Origin of the sequence: Leclercia adecarboxylata (assembly GCF_006874705.1) — a bacterium.
Lineage (GTDB): Bacteria > Pseudomonadota > Gammaproteobacteria > Enterobacterales > Enterobacteriaceae > Enterobacter > Enterobacter adecarboxylatus_C.
Map to the genome: position 1 here is coordinate 778,462 of NZ_CP035382.1, position 18,554 is coordinate 797,015.

Sequence of the window (18,554 nt, forward strand, 5' to 3'; positions counted from 1 at the left end):
GAGCCCAAAACTCGGATAATTCCGGGCTTTAGGATTAATCCCTCTTTCCTTTCCCTCGCAATACTTAAACAATTTTACACAAATTCACATTGTATTCATTTTGCTTACACAGCACGGATCTGCCGATGAAAGCCCCACACAATATCGCCCTGATAATAACGTCAGCCGCTGGCCTGTCCTTAATGTTCCCTGCCCAGGCGGCAGAGCCGGATAATCAATTTATTATTCAGCAGCAGCGCCAGAGAGCACTGGAGCAGCAATTAACCCCGCCCGTTCCCGATGTGCGTCTTTCTGAGCCCTCATCCGGCTTTGGCAAAATTGCTTTTCCGACGGAATCCCCCTGCTTCCCGATTAACCGCGTCGAGCTGAGCGGCGAGGAGGCCCTGCCCCACTGGCTACCGCTCCAGCGTATTGCGGACCAGGCCCAGGGGCGCTGTCTGGGCGGCAAAGGGATCAATCTGCTGATGAGTACAATGCAGAACCGCATCGTCGACCACGGCTGGATCACCACCCGCGTGCTGGCCCCGTCTCAGGATCTGAAGAGCGGGACGCTGAAACTCGCCATCGTACCGGGCACCATCCGCCACGTGAAGCTGACCGAAGAGAGCGACGACTATATCCAGCTCTACAGCGCTTTCCCGGCCCACGAGGGGAACCTGCTGGATCTGCGCGATATTGAACAGGGGCTGGAAAACCTGCAACGTCTGCCGACGGTGGAGGCCAGCATGGAGCTGTTGCCGGGGGAAAACCCGGGCGAGAGCGATGTGGTGATCGCCCGCAAACAGAGCAAAATGTGGCGTATCGGCCTGTCGCTGGACGATGCCGGGACCGAAACCACCGGGCGCTACCAGGGCGGCGTGACCCTGTCGCTGGATAACCCCTTCTCCCTGAGCGACCTGCTGTATGTCTCTGCCAGCCACGATCTGAACGACAAGGGCGGCAAAGGCAGCAAAAACTACACCGCCCACTACTCGGTGCCCTTTGGCTACTGGATGCTGGGCATCACCGGCAGCGACTACGACTACCACCAGACCGTCGCCGGCCTGAACGAGGATTATCGCTACAGCGGTAAAAGCAAAAACCTCGACATTCAGCTAAGCCGCGTGCTGCACCGCAGCGGCTCGCAAAAAACCACCTTCAGCTACGACGTGCTGGCGCGGGAGACCCGCAACTTTATCGACGATACGGAAGTGGGCGTCCAGCGCCGTCAGACCGCGGGCTGGCGCATCGGGCTGGATCACCGCCACTACATCGGCCAGGCGACGCTGGATGCAGGCATCAGCTATCAGCGCGGCACGCGCTGGTTTGGTGCCCAGCCTGCGCCGGAAGAGTACTGGGGCGATGCTACTGCCCTGAGCAAAATTACCCAGCTCAGCGCCCAGCTCGACCTGCCGTTTGCCATCGGCACGCAGAACTTCCGCTACAACGTGCAGTACCTGCGCCAGATCAGCAACACGCCGCTGACGCCGCAGGATCAGTTCGCCATCGGCAACCGCTGGACGGTGCGCGGCTTTGACGGCGAGCGCACCCTGAGCGCCAGCCACGGCTGGTACGTGCGTAACGATCTGGCCTGGCGCACGCCGCTGCCAAATCAGGAGTTCTATCTGGGTGCCGACTACGGCGAAGTGGGCGGCTACAGCTCGGATCTGCAGGTGGGTAAACACCTGGCGGGCGGCGTGGCGGGCCTGCGCGGCAACGCCTTTAACACCGGCTACGACCTGTTCGCCGGAACGCCGTTCTCGAAGCCGGACGGCTTTGAAACCAGTGATCTCACGCTCGGCTTTAACCTGAACTGGAGCTGGTGATGCGCGTCGGACATCTGGATATCAAAGCGCCGCTGATCCTCGGCGGGCAGGAGAGCGAGGCCGAAGTGCTGGGGGCCACCGTCTGGCTGTGGATGCACTCCCCGATGCACCGGGATGCCCCGCTGCACGCCCTCCCCACCCTGCTGCTGCCCATCATTAAGCGCCAGCAGTACGTGCTGGTGAGCGAAAACGACCGGCCGATCTTTTTCCTCAGCTGGGCCTGGCTGAACGAGGAGGCGGAAGCCCGCTACCTCACCCGCCCGGCCATCGAGATGAGAGAAGAGGACTGGGACAGCGGGGATCGGATCTGGTTCTGCGACTGGATCGCCCCCTTCGGCCATACCCCCGCGATGTACAACCTGATGCGCCGCGATATCTTCCCCGACCACGTCTGCCGCGCGCTTTATCACCGCGGCGCGCAGCGTGGCAAGCGCGTGATGCTGTTCCACGGCAGCCACGTCAGCCGTCAACACGCCAGAGAGTGGCAACAGAATCACCCGCTCACCGTAAGCCTGCCGGAAGCGTTTAAAGGAACGAACCATGAATAAGAACCTGTACCGAATTGTCTTTAACAAAGCGCGCGGCATGCTGATGGTGGTGGCGGATATCGCCCGCTCCGGCCGCGCCGGTTCGTCCCGTTCTTCCGGCATCGGCCATACCCACGGCCAGCTTATCGGCAAGGTGAGCGCCATCAGCCTGAGCCTGTGGCTGGCGATGGGGGCCGTGCAGACGGCGCAGGCCACTATCGTGGCGGACGCCGGTGCGCCAAAAAACCAGCAGCCCACGGTCATCAACAGCGCCAACGGCACGCCGCAGGTCAATATCCAGACCCCGTCCGCAGCCGGGGTGTCACGTAACAACTACACCCAGTTTGACGTGGACAACAAAGGGGCGATCCTCAACAACTCCCACAAAAACGTGCAGACCAATATCGGCGGCATGGTGGCGGGCAACCCGTGGCTGGCGAAAGGCGAAGCCAAAGTGATCCTCAACGAGGTGAGCTCCCGCGACCCGAGCAAGCTGAACGGCATGATCGAAGTGGCGGGGAAAAAAGCCCAGGTGGTGATCGCCAACCCGTCGGGCATTACCTGTAGCGGCTGCGGCTTTATTAACGCCAACCGCGCCACCCTCACCACCGGCCAGCCGCAGATGAAAGACGGCGCGCTGACCGGCTTTAACGTCGAGCGCGGCGAAGTGGTGGTCGAGGGCGCGGGAATGGACACCTCCGGCGCGGATTACACCGATATTATTGCCCGCTCGGTGAAGGTTAACGCCGGGCTGTGGGCTAACGATCTGAAGGTCACCACCGGGCGCAACAAGGTGGATGCCGCCCACGAGGCGATCGAAAAAGGCAGCGACGATCCCGCCACTCGCCCGCAGCTGGCGGTGGACGTGGCCAGCCTCGGCGGCATGTACGCAGGCAAAATCCGCATGGTCGGCACCGAGACCGGCGTCGGGGTGCGTAACGCCGGGGCCATCGGCGCTCAGGCGGGCAGCGTGACCCTCTCTGCCGACGGGCGTATCGAGAACAGCGGCACCCTGCGCGCGGGCGACAGCGCCCGCCTGCAAACCGCCAGCGAGCTTCACAACAGCGGCGTAATCACCGCCGCCAGGGACGTCCGGGTCAACGCGGCCAGCCTCACCGGGAGCCAGCAGAGCGTGCTGGCCGCCGGGGTGAAGAGCGACGGCAAGCTCGCCGACGCGGGGGATCTGGAAATCAGCACCAGCGGCCAGCTGAGCGCCCACGGGCAAACCCTGGCGGGCGGTAATCTCAGCGCCCGCGGCCAGGGGGTGGACGTCAGCGGCAGCCAGACCCAGGCTAAACGTGTTCTGCTGGACGGCGGCGCGGGGGATGTGAGCACCGCCAGCGCGAAGGTCAGCGCCAGTGAACTGACCGTCCGCAGCGGTAAGATGCTCAACAACGCCGGGGGGACGCTGAGCGCGGAGACGATGAACCTCAGCGCCCACGACCTCAGTAACCAGCAAGGCAAAATCGCCCACAGCGGCAGCGGCGAACTGGCGGTAGACCTGCCGGGCAATATAGATAACCAGCAGGGACAGATTGGCGCGGCCAACGGCGTGCGACTCAAGGCTGACAAAATCGACAACACCGCCGGGCAGATCGTGGCGGTGGCGGGCAACACCCGGCTGGAGACCGGGGCGCTCAACAACCAGCAGGGGTTGATCTCTGCCGCTGCGGGCGACGGCGAGATCCAAAGCCACCAGGCGGTGAATAACGCCAAAGGGCGCATTGAGGCGGCGAAAACTCAGCGCATCAGCGCCGGAAGCCTCGACAACCAGCAGGGGGTGATTGTCGCCGACGGCGCTACCCTGGCCCTGAACGGCGGCGCGTTTGATAACCGTTCCGGCTCCCTGCTCTCTCAGGGCTCCCTTAGTTTTGAGAGCGGCGCGCTGAACAACCAGAGCGGCTTCCTGGCGAGCGACGGCGATTTTAACCTTAACGCGGGCGCTATCGACAACAGCGACGGCCAGATCGGCGCGAACCGCACGTTGACCGCCGGTTTCGACACGCTCAGCAATAACGGCGGCGCGCTGAAATCGGTCGGGGCCATGACCCTGAGCGGCGGCCTGCTGGATAACAGCCAGGGCACCACCTTCTCCGGGAATAGCCTCGCCTTCAGCGGCGACACGCTGAACAATACCGCCGGGCAGCTGGCGGCGTCAGAGAGCCTCTCCCTGACCACCACGCAGCTCATCAATAATAAAGGCGTGCTGCAGGGCGATGGCGTGAACGTCACCTCCGGCGCGCTCGATAACCGCGATGGCACCCTTAACAGCCTGGGGGCGCTGAACCTCTCGGCAGGACGCATTAATAACCAGGCGGGCACCCTGGCGGCCAGCGGTGCGGCGGATGTCGCGGCCACGAACCTGGATAACCGCAGCGGCGGACGGGTGATTGGCGAGGCCGATACCGCCCTGCATACCACTAACCTGCAAAACGGCGGCGGGCAGATCCAGTCGGTGGGCGATCTGCTCCTCGACAGCGCCCAGGGCGTGCTGGATAACGTCTCGGGGCTGATCCGCAGCGGCAAAAACGTGACCCTCAATGCCCTGAACTTTATTAACCGCGACACGCTCGGTGAAAATCAGGGGCTGGAGGGCCAGAGCCTGGCGCTGAACACCGGTGCCCTGGATAACCAGCGCGGCAGTATACTGGCGAACGACACGCTGAATATTGATAACGGCGGCGTGCTGAACAACAGCGCCGGGGCGGTGGCCTCCGGCGGCACGCTGGATCTCAGCGGCAACGAGCTGAACCTGGTCAACGCGGGCGGCACCCTGAAAGCGGGTAAAACCCTGAGCGTAGACGCGGCGTTCCTGGATGCCAGCGGCCAGCTACTGTCGCTGGGGGATATGGATCTCCACAGCACGGGCAGCGTGAACAACACCGGCACTACGATCGCCAACGGCAACCTGACCTTCACCACCGATGGCGATCTGACCAACAGCGGCCAGCTGATGGCGGGCAGCGCCCTCGACGTGCAGACCGTCAACCTGACCAACCTTGCCAGCGGCGAAATCAACGCCGGCAGCACCACCCTGACGGCCACCGGCACGGTGCACAATACCGGCCTGATCGACGGGATCGCCACCCGCATCAACGCCAACACCCTGACCAACACCGGCACCGGGCGGATCTACGGCGATGCGGTGGGGGTAAATGTGGATACCTTCAACAACCTCGCCGAAAACGGCACCGCGGCGACGCTGGCCGGGCGCGAGCGCGTGAACCTCGGCGTGCAGACCCTGAATAACGCCGACCACGGCCTGATCTACAGCGCCGGCAGCATGACCATTGGCGGGGCGCTGGACGACAACGGCGCCGTCACCGGTCGCGCAGGAACCCTTAACAACCACAGCTCGACCATTGAGTCCGCCGGGGATATGGCGATTGCCGCCGGGCAGATCAACAACATCAACGACCACTTCTCCACCGAGGTGGTGCGGGTGTCGCAGGAAGATCTTACCGACTATCAGCACTCCGGTTCCACCAACCGCTGGAGCTCAACGGAGAAAGGCGTCTGGGTGGATGGCAACTCCTCGGACGGGCTGCGTAACCTGAATACGCCAGAAGATACCGGCGCCAATAACGACAATTTCAACCAGTACGACTACACCCGCACGATTGACGAAACGCGCATTAAAGAGAGCGACCCGGCGAAGATCCTCGCCGGCGGCAACCTGCTGATGACGGGCGACAAACTGTTTAACGACAAGAGCCAGGTTATCGCAGGCGGCACGCTGGCGATTGACCAGATGGGCAGCGTGAAGAACGAGGACGTGCCCGGCAAGCGTTACACCACCGATGAGGGCACCGTCACCCACTACTACCGTATTCGCCACAAAGGCGATGATGAACAGGGGCGCGATCGCACGGCATATACCCCGCCAACCACCATTCAGGATATCGCCCTGAAACCGGGCCAGCTGATCGGCAACGGCAGCGTTGAGGGGAGCAACCTCAGCATCACCCCGCTGGTGTTGCAGGGAACGGACGTCACCATTGGACTGGCCGCGGGGGTGAAACCCGCGCCGCAGCAGACCGTTTCGCCGGGCGAGCCGGTGACCCCGCCGGCCGGACAGCAGTTTGAAGTGACCCCGGCCGACGGCGCGATCCGCATTATCGGCCCGAATACCACCCTGCCGGACAACAGCCTGTTCAAGGTGAACCCATCGGCGGACGTGCCGTACCTGGTGGAGACCGACCCGCGCTTTACCAACGAGCGCCAGTGGCTCGGCAGCGACTATATGCAGGACGCCTTTACCGCCAATGGCGACAACACGCAGAAACGGCTGGGGGATGGCTATTACGAGCAGCGCCTGATCCGCGAGCAGGTGATTGGCATTACCGGCCAGCGCTATCTGGACGGCTACAACAACGACGAAGAGCAGTACAAGGCGCTGATGGATCGCGGCATTACCTTCGGCAAGCAGTACGACCTGAAGATCGGCGTGGCGCTGACGCCGGAGCAGATGGCGCTCCTGACCGGGGATATCGTCTGGCTGGTTAACACCCGGGTGAAGATGCCGGACGGCTCGATGGAGAACGTGCTGGTGCCGCAGGTCTACGCCAAAGTAAAACAGGGGGATATCGACGGCTCCGGGGCGCTGATTGCCGGCAACAATGTCTCCATCAAGCTTAACGGCGACCTGTTTAACCGCGGGACGATTGCCGGGCGCAAAGTCCTGCAGCTGGATGCCGACAACATCACCAACCAGACCGGCACCCTTCAGGGGGCGGACGTCAACCTGAACGCCCGCACCGATATCAACAACCTTGGCGGTGCCATCGTGGGCGACGGCAGCGTGCTGGCCAGCGCCGGACGCGACATCAATCTCATCAGCACCACCACCAGCGCCGACAGCGTTAACGGCGAGAACAGCTTCGCCCGCACCACCATCGACAGCGTCTCCGGCATTTACGTGCAGGGCGACGACGGTAAGTTGGCCCTGCAGTCCGGGCGGGATATGACCCTGACCGGGGCGCAGGTGATCGCCAGCGGCGAGAACGGCAAAGCGCAGCTGGTGGCCGGGCGGGATATGACCCTGAACACGGTGGAAACCGCCAGCCGCGATAACCTGGTGTGGGACGCCGACAACAGCCTGAAACAGGGGCAGACAACCAGCGTCGGCAGCGAAGTGACGGGCAAAGGCGACGTCACCCTTGCCGCCGGGAACGATCTCAACGCCCGCGCCGCCGCCCTCTCCGCCGGCGAGGCGCTTAACGTCAGCGCCGGGAATAACCTGACCCTGACGGCAGGCGAAAACACTCAGGATCTGGACGAACGGCATAAAGTGGTGGGCGGTAACGGCTGGCTGTCGAAAACCACCACCACCACCCGCGACCAGATTGACCGTCAGACGGTGCAGAGCAGCGAGCTGAACGGCAACACCGTTAACCTCACCGCCGGAAACGATCTCACCGTGCGCGGCAGCAACGTGGCGGGCAGCAATGACGTCACCCTGCTGGCAGGCAACAACCTGACCGTGGAGACCCAGGCCGAGCGCAATACCGAGCTGCACCAGAAGCAGGAGAAAAAATCGGGGCTGTTAAGCTCGGGCGGGATCGGCTTTAGCGTCGGCACCCAGAGTATCAAAACCACCGACACCGGCGCGGACGCCACCCAGGCGGGCAGCACCGTCGGCAGCGTTGACGGCGACCTGACCCTGCGGGCGGGAGATCGCCTGACGGTGAGCGGCTCCGATCTGGTGGCCGGTCAGGACATAGCGCTCACGGGTAAAGACGTTGACATCACGGCGGTGAACAACCGCAGCCAGCAGACCCACGAGGTGGAGCAGAAAACCTCCGGGCTGACGCTGGCGCTCTCCGGTACCGTTGGCAGCGCGTTGAACAGCGCCGTCGAGGCCTCGCAGCAGGCGAAATCCTCCGGCAGCGGCCGCCTGCAGGCATTGCAGGGCGTGAAGGCGGCGCTCTCCGGCGTGCAGGCCGCCCAGGCCGCACGGATGGACCAGGCGCTGGGCGCAGACGAATCAAACACCAACACGGTGGGCATTAGCCTCTCTTACGGCAGCCAGTCGTCGAAATCGACCCAGTACAGCGAGCAGAACACCGCTCAGGGCAGCACCCTCAACGCCGGGCGCGATCTCAGCGTGATCGCCACCGGCAGCGGCGCGCGCGGCGCGGATGGGGATCTGACCGTGGAAGGCAGCCAGCTGAAGGCGGGCAACGATATCACGCTTGCCGCCAACCGCGATCTGTACCTGCGCTCGGCGCAAAACACCCAGCTGCTGGACGGTAAAAACGAGAGCAAGGGCGGCAGCGTCGGGGTTGGCATCGGATACGGCTCCGGCGGAGCGGGCATCAACATCTCCGCCAGCGTCAACCGCGGCAAAGGCAACGAGAGCGGCAACGGCACCACCCACAGCGAGACCACCGTGGATGCGGGCCGTCAGGTGAATCTCCTGACCGGACGTGACGCCACCCTGACCGGGGCGCAGGTGAGCGGCGAAACCGTGAAAGCGGACATTGGCCGCAACCTGACGCTCACCTCCGAGCAGGACAGCGATCGCTACGACTCAAAACAGCAGAACGCCAGCGCGGGCGGGAGCTTCAGTATCGGCACCATGACCGGCTCGGCCAGCGTCAACCTCAGCCGCGACAAGATGCACAGCAACTACGACTCGGTGGTGGAGCAGACCGGGATCTTCGCGGGCAAAGGCGGCTATGACGTGACCGTGGGCGAGCATACCCAGCTCAACGGAGCGGTGATTGGCTCGACGGCGACCGCCGATAAAAACCGTCTCGATACCGGCACCATCGGCTTCAGCGATATTGAAAACCGCGCCGATTTCGAAGTGGAACACCAGAGCGTGGGCATAAGCACCGGGGGCAGCATCGGCAGCCAGTTTGCTGGCAACATGGCCAACGGCCTGCTGGTGGGCGCCAACCGCGACGGACATGACAGCAGCACCACGCACGCAGCGGTATCGGACGGTACGCTGATCGTCCGCGACCCGACTCGTCAGGTGCAGGATATTAACCAGCTCAGCCGCGACGTGGAGCACGCCAACCAGACGCTCTCCCCTATCTTCGACAAAGAGAAAGAGCAGGAGCGACTCCAGCAGGCGCAGCTGATTGGCGAGATTGGTAATCAGGTGGCGGATATTGCCCGCACCGAGGGCAGCATCCGCGCCACCAACGCGGCGAAAGAGAAGCTTAAAAACGTCAACGCGCAGGATCTGCAGGAGGCGAAAGCCGCGTGGGAGAAAGCCAACCCGGGCAAAACCGCGACGCTGGAAGATATTAACGGCCAGATCTACCAGACGGCCTGGAACGATGCGATGAATGCCTCCGGCTTTGGCACCGGCGGGGAGTATCAGCGGGCGATTCAGGCGGCGACGGCGGCGGTTCAGGGGCTGGCCGGGAGCGATCTCAGCGCGGCCCTCGCGGGCGGTGCTGCACCGTACCTGGCGTATGTCATTGGGCACCGCAGCGGGTTGAGCAACGAGGGCAAAGTTGCCGCCCACGCGGTGGTCAACGCCGCGCTGGCCGCCGCCCAGGGGCAAAACGCGCTGGCGGGTGCCGCCGGAGCCGCCACGGGCGAGCTGGTGGGGATGATTGCCCTCGAGATGTACGGCAAATCTGCCGATAAGCTGGATGAAACGCAGAAGCAGACGGTTTCTGCGCTGGCGACGCTGGCGGCAGGCTTATCCGGTGGGCTGGTGGGCGACAGCTCAGCTTCCACTGTTACCGGGGCACAGGCGGGTAAAACGACGGTTGAGAATAACTCCGTTGGCGACATCGTCGCGGCACTGCAGGAGGGTAAAACCACCGCGCAGGTGGCCGAAGAGCAGGTGAAGGCCGAAAATGAACGCTATAAGCGCGAAAACTGTGCCGGGATGAGCGCCGAAGCCTGCGCGGTTAAAATGTATACCGAGCGTCGGGAAGCGCTGAAGGATATGGCGTTGTTTGGCGTAGATTTTGTCCCGGTCGTGGGTGACATTAAGAGCTTTGCGGAAGCGCACAGTGCGCTTGATTATCTGGCTGCAACGATTGGCATCATTCCTGGCGCAGGGGATGTTGCGGGCAAAGCCATTAAGGGTGCGGAAAAGGCGCTTAAAGCAGGCGATCTGGAAGCGGCGTCTAAGCTGATTAACCAGGCCAGTGATGAGATTACCTACGTTGCGGGCAGTAAAGGTAACTGGAGCAAAGAGCTAAATAATCCAAAACCAAATGAAGTTTACAAGTTTGGTGATGCTCATACCTTTAAAACAGATGCGCAAGGTAGGACAGTGAGCGTCGAAAGCACACTCTCCTTGTCTAAAAGCGATCGTAATACTTATCAACAATGTAAGGCTGGTAAATGTGGCCTCGAAGGTGATGAGGGTGGTCATTTAATTGCCAGTATCTTTAATGGCCCAGGTGAGAAGCTCAATCTAGTTCCTATGGATGGCAGCCTTAACAAACGTGAATGGAAAAAGATGGAAAATCTATGGGCTAATGAACTGAGAAATGGTAAAAAAGTACAAGTTAAAATCGAGCCGGTATACACAGGAACGAATAACCGCCCTGACAGCTTTAACGTAATTTACTCTATTGATGGAGGTCGTCCTGTTATCAAAGATATCAGCAACTCACCTGGAGGGATAAAATGAAAGAACTAGACGATCTGCATAATAAAATTGGCCAGTTACTGTCTGATGCAGGGCCAGCTAATGCTAAGAAGATTATCACTCGCGCTAAATTAGCGCTGGATGGCGAATCCTGCGAGTATGAATATGATTATATTGATCAAGACGATCATGAAGACTGGTTTGTTCCTGACAAGTTAGCCAGTTACGATCTGAGATTGCTGTTAGTGAGAATGCGGGATTTTCACCTGCAAAATAATATGACTAATGGTAAGCCTGCATGGACAAACTGTGAGATAATCATTGACATACCTGAAGGGAAAATAAATATTAACTTCTCCTATAATGATTAATTTACCTTCAATGAATGGGCGATTAAATTGTCCATTCATTTCACAAACCACTAAATTTATATAAAAACCTTTGTTTTTCATTAAAAGTAGTCGAAGAAAGGATCTGATATTTACATAGATTGTCTGATTCGGGTTATCGCTGATATGGTTATTTCCCTTGAATTCACTGGCGAGACTTCCATCTGTCCCGATGGCGCAACCGGGATGATGAAAAGTTTTGCCGCTCCCTGAAAAAATATTGCCAGATGGAACGAAACGATTATATATAGTGAAGACAGGAGGCTTTAATTTTAATGACAAACAAATCACTTGACCAACTACGGGCAGGATTAGATTGTTACCAATCAAATGGCTATGTCGAATCCAATTCATTTAACGATCCGAATGATGATGCTCTGGAATATCTGGGCATGCTGCTCGTGGATGATCAACCCACAGCGCTAAAGTATTGCCAGAGTTTTTTGCAGCAGTCCCAGGTCAATGATGAACTAAAATCAGCCGCACTTGATTTCTTACTACTGTCTAGTGAATGGAATTTCGCGTATCAGTATCTTTATAGCCAGGCGGAAAGACTTTCTATCCCGGAACTTGAAAAGTCGTTTTTTTATTTTTGTTGTGATAAAAACGAAGCCACACCTTATCCCCTTCCCGAAGGGCTATTCACTAAATTGTTAGCACGATTCGAGGTTGTTAAAAATGAGCCCGATGCTTATTTTTATCATCTTCATGAAGCCTATAATGACTTTGTTAAAACACTTTCCGATACGCAGAATTGACTTTATTGTGGGGGAAAAATCTGCAGTATCTATGTTATGAACTTAAAAGCTCTGAAAATACGGGGATTAAGACGGTAAAGTGACTATCGAGAAAACGACTCTAATCGTAGATAAAATGCAATGTATGGCTACTTTATTAGAATTAGGTGGTTATGCCGAATGGTCAGCTAGTATTTTTAAACTGGCTAAAAAATATGAGCTTGATCCTGATGATACCAAACACATTTTTCTAAATTTCTATGGTGGCATGGGCTCTCTGAACGATCTCGTACTGTACAGAAACGGAAAGGTTTTGATGGATGAAAACGATGAACTCGCTCAGCTCAGACGCGACCTGTTTAACCTTCTTTCCTGAGCAAAAATCCCGCTTTCGTAAGTAGTTTCTATGAATTTATTCTTTAACAACCAGGTTATATTATTGTTGAGAAGTACACGCCTGACAGGAGTCATAAAATGACAGTGAAATGGGCTCATTTTATAGATGTTCTTGGTAAAATGGAAAATTCTGTTGAAGTTATCAACCTGTGTCAGGCTATCGGTGAAACCCCGGTTATATCAGCTGATGCTGGCGAAGGCAAAGTCGACATGCTCCCTGGATGGATCAATGGATGGTCAAAGTATGATTACGGCAACCACTCAGTGCATCTTCAGTACACAGAGCATAATCATCTGTGTCACGAAACGTTGATTAAAAATTAGAACGTCCTGATTTATAATCTTTTTTCAAATTTTAGTCCGGATCGATGTAAAGCGATTACGGGCTTAAATATTGGTAGTAGTCTTTATCCTGCTATACTGCCGTGTTCCATAAAGGGAGCAAATATCCCTGGGTAAAGGGAAATAATGATGGGTTACTGGTTCTATAACAAGATGGAAAAATTGGGGGCCGGGGAGCAGCGAGCAAACAATTTTAACAGGTGACGGTATGGCTAATAACCTGAATGACGTTATTGAAGAGTTAAAGGTAGTGTCCGGGAACGAGAGAAGTAATATTCCTTTACCGGATGATGATATTATTTCTAAATATGAAGGAGAAACAGGCTTTTCTTTTTCACCTGACTACAAGAAACTTCTTAAGGAAGTTGGCAATATCTATTATGGAACAATCGAACTATTATCTGTCACAGAAGACAAAAAATTCTATGGCGAGTTGTTAACGGCTATAAATGATGCGAAAGAACTTGGCGTGCCTGAATCGTGGCTGCCCATATGTGAAGATAACGGTAGTTATTATTGTTTAGACCAACAAGGTCGTGTCCAATATTGGACTGGCGATGGTGCTAGTGAAGAGCAATGGCCTGATTTAGCCGCCTGGGTGAAAGATGTCTGGATCGATGGCAACTAAGGTAAGTCAAGGTAAATATTTATCTGGAAAACCCTGTAGCCATAAAAGATGATTTTTGGAACACCTGTAGAAGCGGTGCTCCAAAAACGCCAGGGTCCTGGTATTGCCCTCATACCCTGGACATTACCTGAAAAACGCGTCGACTGTGATGAAATAAAATACATTTTTCTAAGTTTCTATGGCGGCATGGGATCTCTGAACGATCTCGTATCGTACAGAAACGGAAAGGTTTTGATGGATGAAAACGATGAACTCGCTCAGCTCAGACGCGACCTGTCTAACCTTCTTTCCTGAATAAAAATCCCGCTTTTGTAAGTAGTTTCTATGAATTTGTTCTTTAACAACCAGGTTATATTATTGTTGAGAAGTACACACCAGACAGGAGTTACAAAATGACAGTGGAATGGGCTCATTTTATAGATGTTCTTGGTAAAAGGGAAAATTCTGTTGAAGTTATCAACCTGTGTCATGCTATCGGTGAATCCCCGGTTATATCAGCTGATGCTGGCGAATATAACGATCCCGATGGAAAAACGAAGCACTATAAATTTTATCAGTCTGGTATCGAGATGGGGTTTCGGAAAGGCTGCTTAAATCATATTCATTTTTACTTTGGCAATGAAGATGGATATTCACCATTTACAGGCAATTTTATCCCCGGAATTAAAGGAGGGATGGACAGGGCATTTATTACAAAATTGTCTGGAAAACCCACTTTGTCTGGCGAAGGTAAAGTCGACATGCTCCTTGGCTGGATCAATGGCTGGTCAAAGTATGATTACGGCAACCACTCAGTACATCTTCAGTACACGGAGCATAATCACCTGTGTCACGCAACGTTGATTAAAAATTAAAAAACCATTATTTGTAACGGTTTTTATCAAACTTTAGCCCGGATTGGTGTATAGAGATTACGGGCATAAATATTGCCTCATTTGAGTTAATTTATCTTTCAGGAGGAATGATGCGTCAATCCCAGGATATTTATAATGACATTGGTTCAGGATTGCTCTCGATCGCGCCTGATACTGCGGTGAGTTTACTTATGACTATGTCGATAAACAGGGTCACCAGCATTGGGTCACTGATACAGCAGATGCCAGTGCAAGACTTTTAGATCTTTTGGTCGAACTGAGGAATTTTTTTGTTGATAACGTTCAATCACTCGAAAAGCCCTTCTGGCGGGGCTGTGAGGTAACGGTAAACGTTGAAACACTCAGGATTAACATTGACTTTAAATATGAGAACTAAAATGACTATGTATTTGGAAAAACTCTTATCCGTTTGCAGTGGTGATATTTCATCATGCAAGGGGCATAAACTAACCTCAGGCTTTCATAATTACCCGCTGATTGATGATTTAACGGCTTTATTAAACAACAGAAACGGCTTTTATGGTTTTGAGTCAGCCTTGCATGTTTTCCCTTTAGAGACAGATGGGGAAGAGATCGGCGTAATTGACTGGAATGACCATAGGTTATGGATTGATTGTTACGATGATCTTGCTCATAACGCCATTTTCTTTGCTGAAGATGTTTTTGGCGGTCAATTTTGTATAAAACAAGATGGCATATACACGTTCGATCCAGAGACAGGCTCTTTTGATTACCTTGCGCCTGATATCAATGAATGGTGTAAACAAATACTTGAAGACTATGAGATATTAACGGGCTACCCACTGGCAAACGCATGGCAGAAAAAGTATGGTTCAATACCTGCGGGTTATCGCCTGGTTCCCAAAATTCCGTTTGTTGCGGGTGGCGAGTATGAGCCTGATAACCTTTACTTAGAAAAATCGGCAGTAGCAATGAAAGCAAGAGCCAATATTGCATTGCAAATAAGAGATGTTCCCGATGGTAGCAACATCCAGCTAAGGTTAATTGACAGGGATTAATACCGGGAATTGCAAATGAGACGTCTTATTCCTGGCATCGTTTTTTTACTGAGTGGCTGCGTGGTGGCCGATATGGACTCTACCAACCACACCGCCTTTCCCTACTCCTGGACGTTCCAGAAGCCCGCAACAATGGGCCATACCGATCGGGTACAGCGTAAAGCCGATCTTTATGCCTGCGGCGTCGATAAAAATATCGATGTAGACAGTCCAGCATGGGGCAGAGGCAGTAGCTATCCGGGGAAGACCACAAAGCAATATTTGCCCGGGTAGAAAAAGTGGAAGCCTGCATGCAGGATAAAGGATATATGGTGCTGGGCTTCGATGAGTGCGGGCCGCTCAAAGCCCCCACTGGAAAATGTAATTAAGTGTTCAACTATGACGAAGTAAGGGCGAGAAAATATGCGCGAATCCCAGGCTATTTATAATGATATTGGCTCGGTCTTAATAGCCGCAGCGCCCGATAACGCCGCAAAAATCATCGCGCGCGCTGAGCTGTCGCCCGAAGATGACCACTGCAAATGTGAGTTTGATTATGTGGACAGCACCTCAGGTGAGACAAACTGGTTTACTGCAGGCGCACAGGCCAATGCTGATTTGCTGGGCCTTCTGGTTGAGTTGAGGAAATTTTTTGTTGATAACATCTCATCACAACAGCCCGCGTTCTGGCACGCCTGTGAAATAACGGTCGATGTTGAAACGCTCAGAATCACGATTGATTTTAAATACGGCGATTAGTAGACAATAAAATGTGACGACTAAGCGCAACACCCTACCAATATAGGGGAGGCAAATTCCAGGACTATTCTGGCCTTTAAGATTATTCCCTATTTCATCGCCTGCCAAAACAACCAACAATTTTATCGCCTTAATTTGCAGTGGAATATCTCCAGCCTGATGGCTGGGGATATATGGCATTACACATAAAAAATGACAACAAGGATTACGGAAAATGAAAAAAATTACCCTGGCAGTATGCGTTGCGGCGAGTCTGGCAAGCGGCGCTGCTCTGGCGGATAATCACACCGTTTCGGTGGGTTATGCGCAGAGTAACGTTGAAGACTTTAAAAATATCCGCGGCGTGAACGTTCAGTATCGCTACGAGTGGGATTCCCCGGTAAGCCTGGTGGGTTCATTTACCTATATGAGCGGCGATCAGGACGAGCATTATTATCTCGCTTCCGACTCCATTAAAAATCACATCGAAGTGAAATATTACTCCCTGATGGCAGGCCCGGCGTATCGCCTTAATGAATTCGTTTCCCTGTATGCGCTGGGCGGCGTTGCTCGCGTGAAAGCAGACGGCCACACCACCTGGGTGAACGGCGGCGACAACTATACCGAGCGCAACGGCATCGATGAGAAATCGACCTCTTTCGCCTACGGCGCGGGCGTACAGTTCAACGCAACGCCTGATCTGGCGATCCACGTCGGTTACGAAGGTACCACTGCCGACCTGGGCGATGACTACGGGATCAACGGCTGGAACCTGGGTGTGGGTTACAGCTTCTGATTGGTGCGCCCTGATGCCGGGTGGCGGCTACGCCTTACCCGGCCTACGGTCCGAGGGTTTTGTAGGCCCGGCAAGCGCAGCGCCGCCGGGCATTACAGACCGCACTATTCCCCGGCCTGCATAATATGGGCGATAAACTGGGTTAACTTCGGCAGCGGCCGCAGATCCTGACGCCATAAAAGATGCACCGGTCGGGGTTGTGGCGTGTAACTTTCCAAAACACGTATCAGCCGACCATTCGCCAGCTCGTCCGCCACCAGCACCTCCGGTTGTAACAGCAATCCCGCCCCGGCAATCGCCGCCATCCGCAGCCCATACCCGTCGTTACAGCGCAAGATCGCATCGCGCTTCCAGCGCACCTCCCCCTCCACACCCGGCAGCCGCCACTCGTTGCGCGCGGTCCAGACGGTGTGGGAGAGACAAAGATGCTCCACCAGATCGTCCGGCGTTTGCGGCGTGCCGTGACGGGCTAAATAGTCCGGCGCGGCGCAGATCACCATCCGGTAAGGACAGAGGTATTTCGCCACCAGATCCCCGGTGTGGATATCGCCAATGCGGATAGCCAGATCCACCCCCTCCTCCACCAGATCGACCATCCGGTTAGTAAGATCCAGCTCGACGCGCACCTCCGGGAAACGCTGCAAAAAGGTGGCGGTCAGCGGGGCAATCACGCACCCGCCGAATGAGGTGGGCGCGGTCACCCGCAGCGTGCCCGCGGGTGCGGTACGCAGACGCTCCACCGAACGTTCGGCGATGGCGACCTGCTCGATAACCCGCTTTGCCTCCTCAAACCAGACCCGCCCGGCGTCGGTCAGGCTCTGGCGGCGGGTATTGCGCTCCAGCAGCCGGGTGCCGAGCTGCGCCTCCAGCCAGGCGATATACTTCCCGACCATCACCGCCGACATCTCCAGCCGGGCGGCGGCACCGGTAAAGCTGCCGCTCTCCACCACCGCGATAAAGGTTTCCATGCCGCGAAGCTTATCCATATTACAAACCTCTGGTTAATAATGATCTAACTTTAGCCCAGTTTATCCGCTCTTCGGTTTGTTAAACAATCAAGGCTCACACACAGAGGAGTCGGCTATGAAAATCGTCATTATTGGTGCCAGCGGTACGGTCGGTCAGGCAGTCACAGAAGAGTTGAGTCGTCGTCATGAAGTCATTCGCGTGGGTCGCACAAAAGGCGATCATCAGGTGGATATCACCTCGCAGGCCAGCGTGCAGGCGCTGTTCGAGAAGATCGGCCCGGTTGATGCCATTGTCTCCGCCAGCGGCGGGCTGCACTTTGGCCCGCTGTCGACCATGACCGACAGCCAGTTCAACCAGGGGCTACAGGATAAATTGCTGGGCCAGGTGCGGCTGGCGCTGACCGGGCAGCACTATCTGAATGAAGGCGGGTCGATAACCCTGATCAGCGGCATTGTGGCCCACGAGCCGATTGCCCAGGGGGTGAATGCCACCACGGTCAATGCCGCGCTGGAGGGCTTTGTCCGCGCCGCAGCGTGCGAATTGCCGCGTGGAATTCGGATCAACCTGATTAGCCCGACGGTGCTTACCGAATCGGCCGAAGCCTACGACGGTTTCTTCCCGGGCTTCGAAAGCGTGCCCGCCGCCACCGTTGCCCAGGCCTATCGCCGCAGCGTGGAAGGGGTGCAGAGCGGGCGGGTCTATAAGGTGGGGTATTGAGTCGTTTGCAATTGCCGGGTGGCGCTTCGCTTACCCGGCCTACAAAAATCGCGAACCCCAGGCCGGAT

The 18,554-nt window shown here is 56.0% G+C and carries 16 protein-coding genes; 15 read left to right on the forward strand and 1 reads right to left on the reverse strand.

Features of this window, described 5'->3' with window-relative positions; genetic code table 11:
- The first annotated feature begins 182 nt into the window (after positions 1-182).
- From ES815_RS04615 to ES815_RS04680, 14 genes are all read left to right on the forward strand, one after another.
- Positions 183-1,805: a ShlB/FhaC/HecB family hemolysin secretion/activation protein gene (locus ES815_RS04615; protein WP_185902411.1), complete on the forward strand. Its 1,623-nt coding sequence runs from the start codon at positions 183-185 to the stop codon at positions 1,803-1,805.
- A complete protein-coding gene (locus ES815_RS04620; protein ID WP_142486821.1) occupies positions 1,805-2,353 on the forward strand; it encodes a toxin-activating lysine-acyltransferase in 549 nt (182 codons plus the stop codon). The genes ES815_RS04615 and ES815_RS04620 overlap by 1 nt, the downstream gene beginning before the upstream one ends.
- Positions 2,346-10,943, forward strand: coding sequence for a hemagglutinin repeat-containing protein (locus tag ES815_RS04625; protein ID WP_142486822.1), 8,598 nt, complete (start codon positions 2,346-2,348; stop codon positions 10,941-10,943). Before ES815_RS04620 ends, ES815_RS04625 begins: the two co-directional genes overlap by 8 nt.
- Positions 10,940-11,272, forward strand: coding sequence for an immunity protein YezG family protein (locus tag ES815_RS04630; RefSeq protein ID WP_142486823.1), 333 nt, complete (start codon positions 10,940-10,942; stop codon positions 11,270-11,272). Before ES815_RS04625 ends, ES815_RS04630 begins: the two co-directional genes overlap by 4 nt.
- 293 nt (positions 11,273-11,565) lie before the next feature.
- A complete protein-coding gene (locus ES815_RS04635) occupies positions 11,566-12,048 on the forward strand; it encodes a hypothetical protein (RefSeq protein ID WP_142486824.1) in 483 nt (160 codons plus the stop codon).
- A gap of 124 nt (positions 12,049-12,172) precedes the next feature.
- A complete protein-coding gene (locus tag ES815_RS04640; protein WP_142486825.1) occupies positions 12,173-12,403 on the forward strand; it encodes a DUF6966 domain-containing protein in 231 nt (76 codons plus the stop codon).
- Positions 12,404-12,501: 98 nt separating this feature from the next.
- On the forward strand, positions 12,502-12,747 hold the full coding sequence (locus ES815_RS04645; protein WP_142486826.1) for a hypothetical protein: 246 nt from the start codon (positions 12,502-12,504) through the stop codon (positions 12,745-12,747).
- Between the two features lie 226 nt (positions 12,748-12,973).
- Entirely contained in the window at positions 12,974-13,393 is a 420-nt protein-coding gene (locus ES815_RS04650) for an SMI1/KNR4 family protein (RefSeq protein ID WP_142486827.1), read from the forward strand.
- A 186-nt stretch (positions 13,394-13,579) separates the two neighbouring features.
- Entirely contained in the window at positions 13,580-13,687 is a 108-nt protein-coding gene (locus ES815_RS24120) for a hypothetical protein (protein ID WP_409518830.1), read from the forward strand.
- Between the two features lie 98 nt (positions 13,688-13,785).
- Positions 13,786-14,247 (forward strand): hypothetical protein, encoded by a 462-nt coding sequence (locus ES815_RS04655; protein ID WP_142486828.1) that lies wholly within the window; start codon positions 13,786-13,788, stop codon positions 14,245-14,247.
- 374 nt (positions 14,248-14,621) lie between these two features.
- Positions 14,622-15,287 carry an SMI1/KNR4 family protein gene (locus tag ES815_RS04665; protein ID WP_221888531.1) on the forward strand — a complete coding sequence of 222 codons (666 nt, stop codon included), beginning with the start codon at positions 14,622-14,624 and terminating at the stop codon, positions 15,285-15,287.
- A gap of 15 nt (positions 15,288-15,302) precedes the next feature.
- The gene (locus ES815_RS04670; RefSeq protein ID WP_260609658.1) at positions 15,303-15,560 is read left to right on the forward strand and encodes a hypothetical protein; all 258 of its coding nucleotides are present in this window, start codon (positions 15,303-15,305) and stop codon (positions 15,558-15,560) included.
- Between the two features lie 129 nt (positions 15,561-15,689).
- Complete coding sequence (locus ES815_RS04675) at positions 15,690-16,025, forward strand: hypothetical protein (RefSeq protein WP_142486829.1); 336 nt, start codon at positions 15,690-15,692, stop codon at positions 16,023-16,025.
- A gap of 214 nt (positions 16,026-16,239) precedes the next feature.
- Entirely contained in the window at positions 16,240-16,800 is a 561-nt protein-coding gene (locus ES815_RS04680) for an Ail/Lom family outer membrane beta-barrel protein (protein ID WP_142486830.1), read from the forward strand.
- 104 nt (positions 16,801-16,904) lie between these two features.
- On the opposite strand, the gene ES815_RS04685 is transcribed toward ES815_RS04680, so the two are convergent.
- On the reverse strand, positions 16,905-17,786 hold the full coding sequence (locus ES815_RS04685) for a LysR family transcriptional regulator (RefSeq protein ID WP_142486831.1): 882 nt from the start codon (positions 17,784-17,786) through the stop codon (positions 16,905-16,907).
- Positions 17,787-17,883: 97 nt separating this feature from the next.
- On the opposite strand from ES815_RS04685, the gene ES815_RS04690 reads away from it, so the two are divergent.
- A complete protein-coding gene (locus ES815_RS04690) occupies positions 17,884-18,486 on the forward strand; it encodes a short chain dehydrogenase (RefSeq protein WP_142486832.1) in 603 nt (200 codons plus the stop codon).
- Positions 18,487-18,554: the final 68 nt, after the last annotated feature.